Origin of the sequence: Nonomuraea sp. B12E4 (genome assembly GCF_039871825.1) — a bacterium.
Classification (GTDB): Bacteria; Actinomycetota; Actinomycetes; order Streptosporangiales; family Streptosporangiaceae; genus Nonomuraea.
This window is the reverse complement of the sequence record NZ_JBDPME010000023.1, coordinates 62,025-78,276: the sequence shown is the minus strand read 5'-3', so window position 1 is coordinate 78,276 and position 16,252 is coordinate 62,025. Positions and strand designations below refer to the sequence as shown.

Annotated in this window: 13 protein-coding genes; 6 read left to right on the top strand and 7 right to left on the bottom strand. The window is 69.6% G+C overall.

What is annotated here, in order from left to right; all coding sequences use genetic code 11:
* Nucleotides 1-10: 10 nt before the first annotated feature.
* The 6 genes from ABGB18_RS36815 to ABGB18_RS36790 form a co-directional block, all read right to left on the bottom strand.
* On the bottom strand, nucleotides 11-1,264 hold the full coding sequence (locus ABGB18_RS36815) for a fructose-bisphosphatase class II (RefSeq protein WP_347700288.1): 1,254 nt from the start codon (nucleotides 1,262-1,264) through the stop codon (nucleotides 11-13).
* A 37-nt stretch (nucleotides 1,265-1,301) separates the two neighbouring features.
* Nucleotides 1,302-2,696: a hypothetical protein gene (locus ABGB18_RS36810; RefSeq protein ID WP_347700287.1), complete on the bottom strand. Its 1,395-nt coding sequence runs from the start codon at nucleotides 2,694-2,696 to the stop codon at nucleotides 1,302-1,304.
* Nucleotides 2,693-3,799, bottom strand: coding sequence for a DegT/DnrJ/EryC1/StrS family aminotransferase (locus tag ABGB18_RS36805; RefSeq protein ID WP_347700286.1), 1,107 nt, complete (start codon nucleotides 3,797-3,799; stop codon nucleotides 2,693-2,695). Before ABGB18_RS36805 ends, ABGB18_RS36810 begins: the two co-directional genes overlap by 4 nt.
* A 30-nt stretch (nucleotides 3,800-3,829) precedes the next feature.
* Nucleotides 3,830-4,861 carry an SDR family oxidoreductase gene (locus ABGB18_RS36800; protein ID WP_347700285.1) on the bottom strand — a complete coding sequence of 344 codons (1,032 nt, stop codon included), beginning with the start codon at nucleotides 4,859-4,861 and terminating at the stop codon, nucleotides 3,830-3,832.
* Between the two features lie 308 nt (nucleotides 4,862-5,169).
* Nucleotides 5,170-6,672, bottom strand: a complete 1,503-nt coding sequence (locus ABGB18_RS36795) for a long-chain fatty acid--CoA ligase (RefSeq protein WP_347700284.1) — start codon at nucleotides 6,670-6,672, stop codon at nucleotides 5,170-5,172.
* Nucleotides 6,659-8,053, bottom strand: coding sequence for a helix-turn-helix domain-containing protein (locus ABGB18_RS36790; protein WP_347700283.1), 1,395 nt, complete (start codon nucleotides 8,051-8,053; stop codon nucleotides 6,659-6,661). Before ABGB18_RS36790 ends, ABGB18_RS36795 begins: the two co-directional genes overlap by 14 nt.
* A gap of 178 nt (nucleotides 8,054-8,231) precedes the next feature.
* Here ABGB18_RS36790 and ABGB18_RS36785 point away from each other — a divergent pair, with 178 nt between their 5' ends.
* From ABGB18_RS36785 to ABGB18_RS36760, 6 genes are all read left to right on the top strand, one after another.
* Nucleotides 8,232-9,032 (top strand): ABC transporter ATP-binding protein, encoded by an 801-nt coding sequence (locus ABGB18_RS36785; protein WP_347700282.1) that lies wholly within the window; start codon nucleotides 8,232-8,234, stop codon nucleotides 9,030-9,032.
* Nucleotides 9,029-9,745, top strand: coding sequence for an ABC transporter ATP-binding protein (locus tag ABGB18_RS36780; RefSeq protein ID WP_347700281.1), 717 nt, complete (start codon nucleotides 9,029-9,031; stop codon nucleotides 9,743-9,745). Before ABGB18_RS36785 ends, ABGB18_RS36780 begins: the two co-directional genes overlap by 4 nt.
* Nucleotides 9,746-9,749: 4 nt before the next feature.
* Entirely contained in the window at nucleotides 9,750-10,631 is an 882-nt protein-coding gene (locus ABGB18_RS36775; RefSeq protein ID WP_347700280.1) for a branched-chain amino acid ABC transporter permease, read from the top strand.
* 43 nt (nucleotides 10,632-10,674) lie between these two features.
* Nucleotides 10,675-11,706, top strand: a complete 1,032-nt coding sequence (locus ABGB18_RS36770) for a branched-chain amino acid ABC transporter permease (protein WP_347700279.1) — start codon at nucleotides 10,675-10,677, stop codon at nucleotides 11,704-11,706.
* Between the two features lie 5 nt (nucleotides 11,707-11,711).
* The gene (locus ABGB18_RS36765) at nucleotides 11,712-12,983 is read left to right on the top strand and encodes an ABC transporter substrate-binding protein (protein ID WP_347700278.1); all 1,272 of its coding nucleotides are present in this window, start codon (nucleotides 11,712-11,714) and stop codon (nucleotides 12,981-12,983) included.
* Nucleotides 12,984-14,076: 1,093 nt separating this feature from the next.
* Nucleotides 14,077-15,225 (top strand): methyltransferase domain-containing protein, encoded by a 1,149-nt coding sequence (locus ABGB18_RS36760; RefSeq protein ID WP_347700277.1) that lies wholly within the window; start codon nucleotides 14,077-14,079, stop codon nucleotides 15,223-15,225.
* Nucleotides 15,226-15,294: 69 nt separating this feature from the next.
* Here ABGB18_RS36760 and ABGB18_RS36755 read toward each other — a convergent pair whose 3' ends face one another.
* Nucleotides 15,295-16,248 (bottom strand): NAD(P)-dependent oxidoreductase, encoded by a 954-nt coding sequence (locus ABGB18_RS36755; RefSeq protein ID WP_347700276.1) that lies wholly within the window; start codon nucleotides 16,246-16,248, stop codon nucleotides 15,295-15,297.
* Nucleotides 16,249-16,252 lie beyond the last annotated feature (4 nt).

Genomic DNA, 16,252 nt, shown 5'->3' with positions numbered 1-16,252 from the left:
GTCGGCCCCTCTACACCTCGCTGGTGATCCGCAGCCGGGTCATCCTGCCCCTTTCCAGCAGCAGGCCGGCCACGGACACAGAGTCGTCGTGGCACTCGGGCGGATCCAGGTGGAGCAGCGGGCTGCCGGTCACCGAGAACATCGCGGCCGCCCGCCCCGTGCCGGCCGGAACCAGGTGCGAGCCGACGAACTGCTCGTGCGGCCGGAGCCCGACGTCGGCCAGCTGCCCGACCTCCTCGTCCTCGAAGTCGAACAGCGGCGCGAGTGTGCTGGACTCGCTGCGCAGCCCGCTCAGCGAGGCGGGCCTGAAGACGAACGTGAACTGCGGCGCGATCAGCTCCAGGATCAGGCAGGCGAACATCAGCTCCGGAAAGCCGAACACCCCGATCATCGTGTCCACCCTGGGCTCGACCAGCCCGGCCCGGGCCAGCACATAGGGCGGCTCGATGATGACGGGGTCGGGCACGACCACGTCGCCGACCCCGCCTTCCCGCAACCGGCGGATCAGCGTCTGGTGGAAGGGCCCGGTGTCGTGGCTGTGGGTGACGACCCGGAGGTCGCCGAGCCGGCGCAGGCCGCACTCGGAGCCGATCGCGTCGATCAGGTCGAGTGCGTGCTCTTCCGGCGGGGTGCTGATGTCCAGCCGGTCGGCGATGGACACGGGCGCGAGCACCGCGTAGGCCTGCAGGTCGGGCACGGAGCGCAAGCCCTCGCCGAGGCCGCCGAGCGACAGGGCTCCGGGCAGCCCGAGGGCGGTCAGCGTGGTGCCGTCGATGTAGTCGAAGACGCCGCTCCAGGTGCGCGGGGAGCTCGCGTCGCCGCCGAGCTCCTGCCCGACGAAGGCCCCCGGCATCTGCTCGCCGGGCCCCTCACCGGCCACGATGACCAGGCGCTCGGCGAAGCCGCGCAAAATCGACTCGGCGGCGGCGGTGGCCTGCCCGTCGATGCGGCGCTTGCGCGCCGCAACCGCCCCCTGGCTCTGGTGACGCGGGGCGCCGTCCGCCTGGACCGGGTCGCCGCCGGGATCGGCCGCCAGCCGGCCCGCCCGCGCGGCGGCGGCCATCGCGGCCACCAGGACGGCCACGGGGTCGGATGCGGGGTCGGATGCGGGGTCGGATGCGGGGCCGGACGGGGCCTGCTGGGCGCTGTCGGCGGACGAGACCGCGCGGACCTCCGTCACCGACTTGTCGAAGGCCCTGATCCGCTCGGTCCATGAGCGGCTGAATCGGGGGATCGCGTTGATGGCATTGTCCGTGACAGTCATTTTATGGCCGCCTAAATGATGAAGGGCGCTCAGATAGTCATCTACGCCCTTTCCATATTCTGAGGATCGCAGCGATGATGATTATTGCCAAGAGCAACGCGACGCACAACTTCAGCCAATCCTTATGGCGGGCCCAGACGTCCACTTGTTCGACCAGCTCAGGGATTCCACCGATGGCCAGACCGGCGGCCAGGGCCGCCAGCAGCGTGTTCGAATTCGACGTGACCACCTGGTCGCGTGCCCGGCTGAGCTCGGAGGCGAGCTGGATCACGCGGTCCATCTCCTTGGCCGTGCGGGCCGCGGCCTCATCCGACTTGCGCAAAAGACAGAGCTCCTCGTCAAATGCCCGGTTTCGGGCCTCGTGCAGGAAGTCCCGGAAATTATGGATTTCGGTCAGCATGGCGGAATGGCGGAGCTGGGACTTGGCGATGCTGATGTTGCGCTTCGCGGCGATGGTGGGCTCTGTTACCAGAGTTTCCATCGTGGCCCGGTAGTGCCGTTCCAGGCCCTCCGACACCGCCTGCCGAAGGTTCGCGATCGCCCACACGAAAATGGAGGAGGAGTCGAAACCGTAGTAGCGCATTCTGAACTCGGATCGCGACCGCAGGTCGACGGGCAGGTGCGAGATCTCCAGGCAGCAGTTCGGGTTGACGAAGACCATGTGGTCGCCGAGCACCGTGTATCCCATGGCCACGTCGTTGAACACCTGGTCCGGGCTGCGCCTGCGCCACAGTCCGTCCTTGCTGACGTGGTCGGTGGCGTAGGACATCAGCGTGGAGATCTCCCAGCAGAAGCGCCGGGACTCGTTCACGCCGTCGTAGGGGGCCTCCTTCCTCGCGGACCCGTTGAGGTCCCAGATCTGGATGGCGGGCAACGCGTACATCGGTCGCGCCTCGATGACGTCGCCGTCGCTCAGGATCGCCTGGTCGTACAGCGCGGTCACCGCCTGCTTGGCGACCTTCTCGCAGACGCTCCTGCTGGTGATCACGCTCACCAGTTGCATGAGCTCGTCCAGGTGGAGCGCGTGGCTGAGCCGCAGGCTGCCCAGGGCGTCGGTACGGTTGGCCGTGGCGAACACCCACGGGATGACGAGCAGGGCGTATTCGTCGTCCATCCAGATGATCGACTGGTGCAGGTCGTCGGCCTGCGCGTGGGCGGCGAGGGCGATCTCGGTGGGCAGCCGGCCGGCCGGGAGCAGCTCGGAGTAGTGCAGCCCGTGGTGGTCGATGAGCTTGGCCAGATAGGAGTTCTCGCCGTGGTTCTGGTCGATCTTGCCCGTGTCGAGGGCGGAGGTGAGCACGTTGGGCTTCAGGCGCAGCGCCGTGTAGGTGATCAGGCTCACGCCACTGACGAACAGCTCCGAGACCTGCGGGGCCTGCGGGATCTCGCCAGGGGTGGCGAAAATGGTCGTACAGTAACGCGGCCCGATCATGTCCGTCGTGCCCCCAGGGCCCGCTTCAGCTCCGACGTCACGCTTTCGACGCACTCGAGGGGGAATCCGGGTCCCGTCGGCAGGCAGATCACGCGCCCTGCGAGCCGGGCGGACACCAGCGGCGAGGCCGTTCCCCAGAGCCTGCTCTGCGACTCGAAATAGGCCCTCGCCTCGAACCCGCTCGCGGCCAGCCGGGAGATGAGCGCGTCCCGCTCGGAACGGCCGGCGTCCGGCGGCAGCAGGAACGGCGCGTGGATCCTGTTGGATTCGCCGCCGTCGGCCTGGCCGCTGAGCGGGGTCCCGGCCAGGCGCTCGCGGTAGGCGTCGTAGACCAGTCGCAGCTTGCCGACCACCTTGGACAGGTCGGGCCAGGCCAGGGCCAGATAGGCGGCGTTCAGCTCGGGCAGCCGCCTGGGGTGCATGAGGAGCCCGGGATGCCCGCCGCGCTCCTCGACGACGTGCCGCGGCGCGCACAGGGCTCCGCCCGCTCCCGCCGCGTGGATCGGCTTGGTGAAGCTGAAGCTCAGGGCCACGAAGTCGGCCTGGCACACGGAGTTCTCCGTGTTCGGCGGGGTGCCCAGGCTCTCGCACGCGTCGAGCACGAACGGGATCCGCCTGGACGCGCACACGCGGGCGATGCCGGACCTGTCGCAGGGAGTGCCGTAGTTGTCCACGGCGACCACTGCGGCCACCGGCGCCGCGTCGCAGGCGGCGGCGAGGTCGCCGACGTCCATGTTGAACGAGCCCGGATCGACGTCGATCCACCGGGGCACGGCGCCGATCTGCGAGATGGCGGCGCCCACAGCGTGATAGGCCAGGTCCGGCGCCGCCACGTGGTCGTTCGGGCGCACGCCCGCCATCGCGAGTGCCATGACCAGCGCGTCCGTTCCCGAGCGGGTGGGCACGACGGTCCACGAGCCGGGCAGCCGCAGCTCGGCCGCGACACAGCCGGCCACCCGGCGGGACCAGCCGCCCGCGGTGCGGTAGGTGCCGGAGTGCATGATCGCCTCCATGGCGGCGAGGAACTCCGCCTGCCGGTCGTCCGTGAGGCGATAGGGGCTGACGATGGGGAGCTTGAATCTGCTCGGGTTCGCGTACGGCATCTGAAGTCATTTTCTGCGCGATCGGCCCGGTCAGGCCGCACCGGTCCAATACAGTCGGTCATCCAGCCGTTTTGTGCGCTGGTGCCGGAGAATGCTGGCGAGCCGATCGAACCTGCCGCTCGCCAGGTCCTCTTCGTCGAGGTCGATCGACCGGTAGAACTCCACCAGTTCCTCGATGCCGTGCCTTACGGTCCGGTCCAGCCGGAGGCCCGGAATGGCCCGGAAAATCTTGGTGGAGTCGATCCGATAGGAGCGGTTGTCGTGCAGGCGTTCCACGGTGGCGCCGAGCGTCGAATCCGGCACCACGGCGGTGACCAGCTCGGCGATCTCGCTGATCTGATGGCAGTGGTCGGAGCGGCCGACATTGAAGATCTCGTTGTGCACGACCTCGCGGGGAGCCTCCAGGGTGGCCATGATGGCCGCGCAGAGATCCGCCACGTGCACGAAGGGACGCCAGGCCAGGCCGTCGTCGCGCAGCCGCACCTCCTTGCGGACGCAGGCGAGTGCGGTCAGGAAGTTGACCACCAGGTCGAGCCGCATGTTGGGCGAGGGGCCGAAGGCGGTGGCGTTGCGCAGGAAGGTGGGGGTGAAGTCGTCGGTGGCCAGCCGCGCGATGTCGCACTCGGCCAGGTGCTTGGCGACCGCGTACGGGGTCATCGGGCGCACCGGGTCGGCCTCCGTCAGCGGCTCACGGCTGCTGAGCCCGTAGATGCTGCAACTGGAGGAGAAGATGAAGCGGGAGACGCCCGCCTCCCGTGCCAGCCGGGCGGTGCGTACGGCCGTCAGGTGGTTGACCTCGAACGTGAGAGCGGCGCAGACATTGCCCAGGGTGTCATTGGAAAGGGCTGCGAGATCGACTACGCCGTCGACCTCGTGTAAATCAGTAACCTGCAACTGCCGGATGTCACTAGATTTCTGATTTGTCCCGTTATTTCGATCGAATATACAGGCGTCCCGGAAGAAGTGGGTGTCCACACCAGTCACTTCGTGGCCGGACTTTTTTAGCATTCTGGTCAGCACAGCTCCGACATAGCCTGCGGAGCCGGTGATGAGCACGCGCATGGACTTCTCCTGTCGGAGGGCCGGCTGCCCAGAACTATAGATCGCCCATTCGCCGAGTCAAGGTTTTATGCCGGTAGCACATGCTTGCCGACTGAATTATGTCAGCATATCTTCGGCGGAAGGCTTGATTCACCATTTGTCGCGTTTGGAGGTTTGGGATAGGCAATGCCGATAATGTGGTCTATTCGGCGCGTAACCGCGTAACTGCGTAACCGCTGCGTCGTCGGCGCGTCACCTGTGCGCTCAGGCGTGTCTCGGCCGCCTCTCCGGCGCGTCTCCGGCGCCTCTCCGGCGCGCGGAAACCGCACTCACGCGTTCTGATCGGCGCGGCTCGCGGCTCGTGGCTCCCGGGCGAGCGCCCGCTTGAGGATCTTGCCCGTGGGGCTCATCGGCAGTTCGTCCACGAACGACAGGTGGCGGGGGTACTTGTAGGCGGCCACCCGCTCACGGACGAAGTCGCGCAGGTCCTGGCAGCTCACCGGGGCGCGCAGGGCGACCACGGCCTCGATCTCCTCGCCGAGCTCGGGGTGCGGCACGCCGAAGACGGCTGCCTGGCGCACGGCCGGGTGCTCGTACAGGACCTCCTCCACCTCGCGCGGGTAGACCGTGTAGCCACCGCGGATGATCACGTCGCGGCGGCGGTCCACCAGGAAGAAGTAGCCGTCCTCGTCGACCCGGCCGAGGTCGCCGGTGTGGAACCAGCCGTCGCGCAGGGCCTCGGCGGTGGCCACCGGGTCGTTCCAGTAGCCCTTCATCACGTTGGGGCCGCGTACGACGATCTCGCCGATCTCGCCGCGGCGGGCCTCCGCGCCCTCCTCGTCGAGGATCTTCATCTCGACGTCCCTGATCGGCCAGCCGATCGAGCCCGGTTTGCGGTGGTCGCCGCCCCGGTTGGTGGCGGCCACGGGGGAGGTTTCGCTGAGGCCGTACCCCTCGATGATCTCGCAGCCGAAGCGGGCCTCGTACGCGCGCAGCACGTCCAGCGGCAGCGCGGCCCCGCCGGACGCGCAGACCCGTAACATCGACATGTCCGAGGCGCCCGGATGGTCGAGCAGCGCGATGAACATGGTGGGCACGCCCTGGAAGACCGTCACCCCGTCGCGCCTGATCACCTCCAGCGCCCGCCCCGGCTCGAACCGCCGCAGCAGCGTCAGCCGCGCGCCCGCCTGCACGGTCGCGTTGAGCGAGCACGTCTGGCCGAACGTGTGATAGAGCGGCAGCGCCCCGAGCACCACGTCGTCCACGCCGAGCGCGTGCATGCGGGCCACGGCGGCGGCGTTGCCGCCCAGGTTGGCGTGGGTCAACTCGATGCCCTTGGGCCGGCCCGTCGTGCCGGAGGTGTAGTGGATGACGGCGGTGTCGTCCGGAGCCATGGAGACGATCTCGTGCGCGGCCGCCACCCCGCGCAGCAGCCGCCGGAACTCCTCCGGCACCACGAAGAAGCAGTCGGCCCTCGTGCCCGCCGAGCCCGCCTCGGCCGCCTCGGCGAACGCGTGCCAGGCCACCAGCAGCCGCGCCCCGCAGTCCCCCAGGTACGCGGCGATCTCGCGGCGCTTCAGCAGCGGGTCGAGCGGCACCACCACGGCCCCGACCCGCAGCACCCCGTAGTAGACGACGCCGAACTCGGGCACGTTCGGCAACATGATCGCGACCCGGTCGCCCGCCCCGATCCCGCGAGCCAGCAGCAGCCCCGCGAGCCGGGCGCTCAGCTCCTCCAGCGTGCCGTAGGTGAGCTCCGCCTCGTCCAGCGTGAGAACCGCCCTGCCACCGAGCCGCTCGGCGGAGATGTGGAGCCGGTCAGCGAGGTTCATGGAAAGACCGTATGTCCGCGCTCCCACGTCTCTCATTGGTCGCGGTGGCCAGTCTTTCTCGCCCGGTATTGGTCGGCCCGCCGGTGTTCGGCGCGGGCACGGCGAGAGCCGGCTGGGCGTCCTGCAGCGCGATGGCCACGAGCAGATCGACGAGGTCGTTGATCGAGCGCAGACTGCGCCCGGTACGCTCCTGGATCCGGCGCAGCCGGTATTGGGCCGTGTTCGGGTGGATCTGGAGCCGCTCGGCCGCGGCCCGCAGGTTCAGGTCGGCGGCGGCGAACGCCCTGATCGTGGCGGTGAGCACGCCGCCGCGCGCCCGGTCCTCGGCCAGCAGCGACGTGATGCGCGGGTCCACCAGGTGGCGGGCGGTGTCGTCGGCCTTCAGCGCCAGATACTCGAACGGCGTGATCCTGGGCAGCGCCGCCACGCCGCCCTCCTCGGGCACGAAGTCCAGCACCGCTCTGGCCTCCTGGTAGGCCTGCGGGATCTGCGCCGGGCCGGCCGACACCGTGCTGATGCCCATGGCCAGCCGGATGCCCTCGCTCGCCAGGCTCTCCAGCACCGCCTGCAGCCGGTCGCACAACTCCTCGGGGCCGGCGTGCGGGCCCAGCACGGGGATCGCGACGATCTCCGACTGGCGTACGACGGACAGCGTGCGCGTGCCGTTCCCGCCGGTCCTGGCGATGGCCGCGCAGGCCGCGTGCCGGGCGTCGGCGCCCCGGTCGGGTCCGGCGGCCACGGCCGTGGGCGGGCCGAGCAGCACCGCGATCACCACCAGCAGGGGCGTGCGGGCGTCCGGCGCCAGGCCGTGCGCCTGCGCCGCGGCCAGCTCCGTGCCGCGCGTCGGCACCCCGCCGGCCAGCAGCGTCTCCAGCAGGTCACGGCTCTCGCGCACCGCCTCGGCGGCCGCGTACTGCTGGAACTCCATGTACGCGTTCGCCGCGTGCGTGCTGGCGAAGTCGCAGTAACGCATCAGCGGGGCCGCCAGCGTCAGCGCCGCCTCACGCCCGGCGGGCCTCTCGCCGGCCCGCGCGACCACCGACTCCCAGAACACCTGCTGCCCGACCCGGAACGCGTTGATGTAGTCGGCCAGCGCCACTCCCGCCCGGGCCCGGCGCATCGCGGCCCGCCGGGTGAACGAGATGTCCTCGAACGTCACCGTGCGCTCCTCCAGCAGCACGGCCAGCTTGGCACCGTAGTGCTTGACCACCTGATCCCGTACGTCGGCGTGGAAGTCCGGCCCCTGCGCCGCGTAGCCCGGGATCTCCTCGCGCATCGCCGCGACGGCGGCGTCGGCCAGCGACTGCAGATCGCCGAGAAGCTCGGACAGGATGCGGGCGCGTTCAGCGCGGACCATCTCCGTGCTGAGAACACTGACCATGCCGGGATGATCCATGCCCGTTGCCGGGCGGTCAACGGGTCGTAACCGGTCCGAGACCAGCGCTGTGCTCAGAGGACAACTCGCCTGAGACATCTTGGGTCACCGTGCCCAATGCGGCCCGTGACGAGCGGATCCTACGCTGAGCCCAACTTCAGAACATTGTTCTCCAGGAGGCCGGATGCTGGAGGTACACGATCTTACCGTTCGCTTCGGGGGCATCACGGCGCTGGACGGCGTGGGCTTCGACGTGGGGCGCGGCGAGATGGTGGGACTCATCGGGCCGAACGGCGCCGGCAAGACCACCCTGTTCAACTGCCTGACCAGGCGCTACCGGGCCGACTCCGGGACGATCTCGTACGAGGGCGAGGACCTGACGTCCGTGGCCCCGCACACCATCGCCTCACTGGGCATCGCGCGTACCTTCCAGAACCTGGGCCTGTTCCCGCGCATGTCCGTCCGCGACAACGTCCTGGTCGGCGCGCACCACCGGGGCCGCGCCGGGTTCCTCACCGCCGGCCTGCGGCTGCCGGGAGTGCGCCGGGAGGAGCGGGCGCTGCGCGCCGACGCCGACGCCGTGCTGGAACGGCTGGGCCTGACCGGGGTGTCCGATCACCCCGCGACCGGGCTGCCGTTCGGCACGCTCAAGCGGGTCGAGCTCGCCCGCGCCCTCCTGGGACGGCCCCGGCTGCTGCTCCTCGACGAGCCGGTGAACGGGCTGAACGCGGCCGAGGTGGAGGAGTTCGCGGGCACGCTGGGCGCGATCCGCTCCGAGTACGACCTCACCGTGATCGTGGTCGAGCACCACATGGGGTTCGTCATGGGGATCTGCGAGCGGATCGTCTGCCTGGACTTCGGCCGCAAGATCGCCGAGGGGCCACCGGGCGAGGTGCAACGCGACCCCGGCGTCATCGAGGCCTACCTGGGGACGGCCGTGGGCGACGGTGACTCGCCCATGCGGCCGACGAAGGAGGGCGCATGAGCACCTTGGTGGTCGAAGATCTGACGGCCGGATACGGCGACGCCCGGGTGCTGCACGGCATCGGCCTGACCGTGGGCGAGGGGGAGATCTGCGCGATCCTCGGCCCCAACGGCGCGGGCAAGACGACCCTGCTGCGCGCGCTGTCGGGCATGATCAAGGCGCGCGGCCGGGTCAGGCTGGGCGGGACGGACCTGGCGGGCCGCTCGCCCGACGCCCTGGCCAGGCAGGGGATCGCGCACGTCCCCGAGGGCCGGGGCACGTTCATGCCGCTGACCGTCGAGGAGAACCTGCGGCTGGGCGCGTACGTCCGGCGCGGCCGCGCCGGCGTGAGCGCCGACATCGAGCGCATCCACGGCTACTTCCCGGCGCTGAAGGAGCGGATGAAACAGGCCGCGGGCAGCCTCAGCGGCGGCGAGCAACAGATGCTGGCGATCGGCCGGGCCCTCATGTCGCGCCCCCGGCTGCTGCTGCTCGACGAGCCGTCACTCGGCCTGGCGCCGCTGGTCACCCGGGAGTTGTTCCGCATCGTCCAGGCCATCAACGCAGAGGAGCAGACCACAGTGGTCGTCGTCGAACAGAACGCACATCTCGCCCTCGGCATCGCCCAGCAGGCGCACGTGCTGGAGACCGGGCGGATCGTCCTGTCGGGCACGGCCGAGCAGATCAGGGCCGACGAGCAGGTCGCCCAGTCCTACCTCGGGTACCGGGTGTAGCCCCATGGCCGGATTCCTGCAGCAGGTCGTCGAGGGGCTCGGCGCGGGCGCGATCTACGCCAGCCTGGCGCTGGCCCTGGTGCTGATCTACCAGTTCACCGGGATCGTGAACTTCGCCCAGGGCGAGCTGGCCATGTTCTCGACCTACATCGCCTGGCAGTGCGTGGCGGCCGGGTTGCCGTTCTGGCTGGCGCTGGTGCTGACGCTGGCGGTGTCGTTCGCGGGCGGGATGCTCATCGAACGAGTGATCATCCGGCCGGTGGAGGGCGCGCCCGAGCTCACGCTGGTGATCGTCACCGTGGGGCTGTTCATCTTCGTCAACGCCGCCGCCGGGTGGATCTGGACGTTCCTCATCAAGGACTTCCCGAACCCGTTCCCCGGTGGTGTGCTGGAGGCCGGCGGCATCCACGTCAGCGTCTCCACGCTGGGCGTGCTCGGCGTGGTGGCGGTGGTCATGGGACTCCTGTACGCGCTGTTCCGCTACACCAAGATCGGGCTGGGGATGCGGGCCGTGGCGACCAACCCGTCCTCGGCGCGGCTGGTCGGGATCCGGGTGGGGTGGATGCTCGCGCTCGGCTGGGGGCTCGCGGCCACCGTCGGGGCGGTGTCCGGGGTGCTGGTGGCGCCGGTGCTGTTCCTGGAGCCCAACATGATGGGCGGCGTCCTCATCTACGCCTTCGCGGCGGCGACGCTCGGCGGGTTCGACAGCCCGCTCGGGGCGGTCGTGGGCGGGCTGATCGTGGGGGTGGCGGAGACGCTCGCCGGGGCCTACATCCAGGTCATCGGGTCCGATCTCAAGGTGGGAGTACCCCTGGTGATCATCGTTGTGGTGCTGCTGCTGCGACCGCAGGGACTGTTCGGGCGAGCGGTGGTGGAACGGGCATGAGCGAGAGCGATTCCGCGCAGGGCCGGTGCGAGGTGGGGCGGGCATGAGCGAGACCGATTCCGCGCAGGTCAAGCGGCCGCCCGTGCCGCCGGCGACCCCCGGGACGCCGGCCCCCGCCTCCCCCGTGCCGGCGCGGTTGCGGTGGGCCGCCGTCGCGCTGCTGCTCGCCGCCGCCTGCTACGCCCCCTTCCAACTCGTCCCCTTCCACGTCTTCCAGCTCACGATGGTGCTGGTCTACGCCGTCGCGCTGCTCGGCCTGAACCTGCTCGTCGGGCACGCCGGGCAGATCTCCCTCGGCCACGGCGCGTTCTTCGCCGTCGGCGCCTACACCACCGCGATCCTCCTGGACCGCTGGGACGGCCTGCCACACCTGGCCACCCTGCCGGTCGCGGCCGGGGTGGCGTTCCTGCTCGGCCTGGCCTTCGGCGTACCCGCCGTACGGCTGCGCGGCCTGTACCTGGCGCTGGTCACGCTCGCCATGGCGATCTTCCTGGCCCCGCTGCTCAAGCGGTTCGAGGAGCTGACCGGCGGGTCGATGGGCCTGACGCTGACCAAACCCGTGCCGCCCGCGTGGAGCGGCCTGGCCGAGGACCAGTGGCTGTACTTCCTCACGCTGGCCGTCGCCGTGGCCGCGTTCCTGCTGGCCCACAGCCTGCTGCGGTCGCGCGTGGGCCGGGCGCTGCACGCCCTGCGGGACAACGAGATCGCGGCCGAGGTCATGGGGGTGCGGCTGTCGTCGTACAAGACGCTGGCGTTCGCGTGGAGCGCGATGTTCGCCGGGGCCGCCGGATGTGTCTACACGTGGGTGATCGGGTTCGTCTCGCCGGACTCGTTCACCGTCAACCTTTCGATCACCCTGCTTGCCGGGCTGGTCGTCGGCGGGCTCGGCTCGCTGTTCGGACCGCTGCTCGGGGCGCTCTTCGTGATGTTCGTGCCCAGCATCTCGCAGGACATCAACGACGCCGCGCCCGGCGTCATCTTCGGCCTGCTGATCATCGCGGTGATGTACGTGGCCCCCACGGGCCTGGCCGGGCTGGCCGAGCGCTTGATCAAGAAGATTCCCCGGAAGGAGTAAGAGGGATGCGAGTATCTGCGATCGGCTGCACGGCGCTGCTCCTGCTCGCCGTCGCCGCCTGCGGGGGGCGGGACAGCGGCGGCGGCACCACCGGTACGGCCGCGTCGGGCCAGTGCCAGGGACAGCAGACCACCGGCATCACCGACACGAGCATCAAACTGGGCGGCATCTACCCGCTGTCCGGCCCCGCCTCCGCCTACGGCGACATCCCCAAGGGCATCAAGGCGTACTTCGACTACATCAACGCCGAGAAGGGCGGCATCAAGGGCCGCAAGGTCGAGTTCGTCGTGCGCGACGACGGCTACCAGCCGCCCAAGGCCGTCGAGGAGGCACGCCGGCTGGTCGAGCAGGAGCAGGTCTTCGCCCTGTTCCAGACCCTCGGCACCCCCTCCACCACGGCCACCTGGGACTACACGAACCAGCGGAAGGTGCCGCAGGTCTTCGTCGCCACCGGCGCCTCCCAGTGGGGCACCGACACCGCGCACCCGTGGACCATCGGCTGGCAGCCGAACTACATCTCCGAGGCCCGCGTCTACGCCCAGTACCTCAAGACGGAGAAGCCCGAGGCCAAGGTCGCCGTCCTCTACCAGAACGACGACTTCGGCAAGGACCTGTTCGGCGGGTTCACCCGGGCCATCGAGGGCACCCAGATCAAGGTCGTCGCCGAGCAGAGCTACGAGGTGTCCGACCCCAGCGTGGACCCGCAGATGCGCAACCTCGCCGATTCCAAGGCGGACGTGCTGCTCAACATCACCACGCCCAAGTTCGGCTCGCAGGCGCTGGCCGCCGACGCCAAGAACACGAGCTGGAACCCGCTGCACATCGTCAACAACGTGGCCTCCTCGATCACGGTCCTCAAGCCCGTCGGGTTCGAGAACGTCCAGGGGGTGGTGTCGAGCTCGTACTACAAGGACCCGAACGACCCGACCTGGGCGAACGACCCCGAGATGATGCTGTACCGCCAGAAGATGCAGCAGTACGCGCCCGGCGCCGACCCGAACATCCCCTACCACACGTTCGGCTGGGCCGTCGCCAGCAGCTTCCACAAGGCCATGGAGGCGGCCACCTGCATGACCCGCGAGGGGCTCCGAGACTCGGTGCGCAACCTCAAGGGCGTCAAGGTGGACATGCTGCTGCCCGGGATCACACTGGACACGGCACAGGGCGACGGGTTCCCCATCGAGTCGATGCAACTCATGACCTTCAAGGGCGAACGCTGGGAACTGTTCGGCCAGGTGATCGACACCCGCAAGGAATTCGGCCCCCTGACGGGCTGATCGGGGACAGCATGGTCCTCCTTTTGGCCGCCGAAGGACGGGTGGCCGCCCTCGGAGGGGGTCCGCTCCGCTGCGACGCCGGTCCTGGGCCTGGCGGCGCGGAGTACCCGCCGAGGGCGGCGATCATGTGACAGGTGGTTCGGCGGCGACACCCGTTCGGGCCTCGATTTCCCCACCCACTGCTGGACGTCGAGCTTGTAGGTGGGGTTCCAGAATGTGTAGTGGCCGCCGACCACCCGCTCGGGGTCGAGCTCCACCCGGAGCCCGTCTCGGTTGAGCAGGTGGATGACGATCACTTCGCGATGGCAGCGGCGGCACGCTTTGCGTCCGGTGGTCATGTAATGGAACTCGCCTTGCTGTTGTGGTGTGGCGGCGGGCGCCTGGTTTGTCGCCGCCGTACGTTGTTCGAAGAGCCGGGACTCACGCGGAGGACACCGACACGGCCGCGGCCAGCGCCTATGCCCGCGAACGCCGGGCGCGGGAACTATGGGGGCGGCGCGGCGCGCGCCTGCCACTGGTGAAACAGGTAGGTCTGCCACGCGAGCGTGGCCGCAAGGGCGATGGGGTCGGACTGCTCGACGTACGGACAGACGCCCGCCACCACCAGCTCGGGTGTGGCCTCATGGCGCAGGCGGGCCGTCCACCAGACCTGTTCCTCTGGCGCGGCGGGCGGCGCGTACGTTCCGGCCGATCCGCTTTGCGCCTTCGTCAGGGCGCGACATGGTTCAACCTCGGGAGAGCAGTTCCATCACCACTGCCCACGGTACGCGCCGAGCGCGGAAGTGCGCAGGGAACCCGGAACGCCCCGCCGACCACCTGGCCAGGTGTCTCGATCTCGCCGAGCTGTGCAAGGTTATCGCCTTCCCTGGCCGGTGTAGCTTGCTTCCTTGCTCTTACTCGGCCCCTGATGTAGCTGTACCATCACTTTAAGTGACAGGGGAGGGTGAATAGGCGACAAGAGCGAAGGCAAGCATGAAGGCAAACCCCACGAGTACAAGAAGGTCACCCCCAAGCGGGATCCCCACCAAGGAGACGGGCTCGCCCAGGGCGGTGGCAAACGCGAATCCGGCGACAAGGGCGGTAAGGGTGGCAAGTGACCGTCCATGACGACCGGCTCGGCCGGTTCATCGCCGACATCGAGGACCGCGTCGGCCCGCTCCTGCCCCCGATTGAGGCGGCGTTGCGGGCCGTACCGCGTGCCCTGTTCATCCCGGACGTCGCCCTGGCCTCCCCGGGCTGCCGAGACGAGGCGTACGTCATCGACCGCGGCTCCGACCCCGACGCCTGGTGGGAAGCCGTCAATACCGCGACGGACCCGATCATTACGCAGATCGACGACGGCACCAGGGGCTTCGACAGCGACGGCGCCTACACGTCTTCCAATTCGGCACCGGACACGGTCGCGGAACTGCTCGAACTGCTGTCCACGAAACCAGGCCACCGGGTGCTCGAAGTGGGCACCGGAACCGGGTGGACCGCTGCGCTGCTGTCACACATGGTCGGCGCGGAGCGGGTGACGTCTGTCGAGATAGACGCGGCGATCTCCGAGCGGGCGGCGAAGAACGTCTCAGTCGCCGGATACGAGCCACATCTCGTCGTCGGCGACGGCGCGACCGGCTACCCCGACGGCGCCCCCTACGATCGGGTGCACGTCACCTGCTCCGTCTATCGGGTGCCGTACACGTGGGTGGAACAATGCCGCCCGGGTGGGTTGATCGTGGCGCCGTTCGAGACGGGCGTCGGCTGTGGTCGCGCGATACGGCTGGTCGTCAGCGCCGACGGGACAGCGGTCGGCCGGTTCCGTGGCAGCGCCTCGTACATGCCCATCCGGGCGCAGCGCGTCGAGTACCCGCCCGAGCCTGACGTCGAGCCTGCCCGGCATAGCACGCGGGTGGATCCGCGTACCATCGCTGAAGCCCCGCCCGGAGCGGCGCTGACGATCGCGGCGCTCACTGGACTGCACGTTAGCGCCGAGCAGGATGATGACCTCGTACGGGTGTGGGTCCTCAACCCGGACCGGGGCGACGAGCGGGCCATGACCGTGTGGGATCCCGACCCCGGCCAGTGGCCCGTGTTCCAGATCGGCGACCGGCCCGTCTGGGACGAGGTGACCGACGCCTATTTCCGGTGGGTGTCGTGGGGTGAGCCCGGCAGGGACAGGTACGGGATGACCGTCACGCCGGATGGGCAGTCGATATGGCTGGACAGGCCGGACAACGTGCTCCGCCGAGCCGGGACATGACGAAACGCCCCCCGCCCGGTCGCGGAGGGGAGGCCGGGGCGCCACAGCTGACGGTCGGGTAACAGCCTCTCACCGGGTGATGGTGCCCGCCTCGAGCAGCCGATCGACCGCCTCGGAGATGGCCTCGAGCGAGGTGTAGCGGGGCCGGTGCCCGAGCATCCGCTCGGCCTTCTCCATGCTGCAGTGCGGGCTGTGGGCGATGTGGTCGTACGTGACCTGTGCGTCCTTCTCGGACACCGTGGCCCGCCACTCCTCCCAGGGCAGGAACGCCAGCCGCGCCTCCTGCCCGAACCAGCCCGCCACCGCCTCGGCGTACCCCCTCAACGTCAGGGCGGTGGTGGCCACCGAGTGGAAGCTCTCACCCAGGGCGGCGGCCCGGTTGTTCATGGCGTCCACGAACAATCGCGCGACGTCGTCGGCGTGTACGTGCTGCACGGTCTCCATGCCGAAGTTGGGCAGGGCCAACTCGGCCCCGTCGGCGAGCGTCTGGAAGACGGCGGGATTGACGTTCCCCGCCGGGTTGACCGGCACCCATCCCGGCCCGGTGATGTGCCCCGGATGGATCAGCGTGGCCGGGAACCCGTCCCGGTGAGCCTTCTCCAGCAGGTAGGTCTCGATGGCGGCCTTCTGCAGCCCGTACTCACCGAAGGGCCGCTTCGGGCGGTCCTCGGTGGTCGGGACGACGGCGCTGTGCCCGTGCGTCCAGACGGTCCCGCAGTGCAGGAAGTGCCGCACCCGCCCGGCGAGCGCCTCGGCCAGCTGCCGGGCCGCACCTTCCTGGAAGCAGATCAGGTCGATGACGACATCGCCCTCAAGCTCGACGATCCGCCGCCCGAACGTCCCGTCGCCGTCCTCGGCATCCCGATCGGCGGTGACGTGCGTGACGTGCTGCCAGGCCCCGTGCGGGCTGTACGGCTCCCGCTTCCCCCGGCTCACGGCCACCACGTCATGCCCCCCGTCGACCAGCCGAGGAATGAGGTACGTCCCGATATGCCCACTGGCGCCAATCACCACAACTCGCATGCGC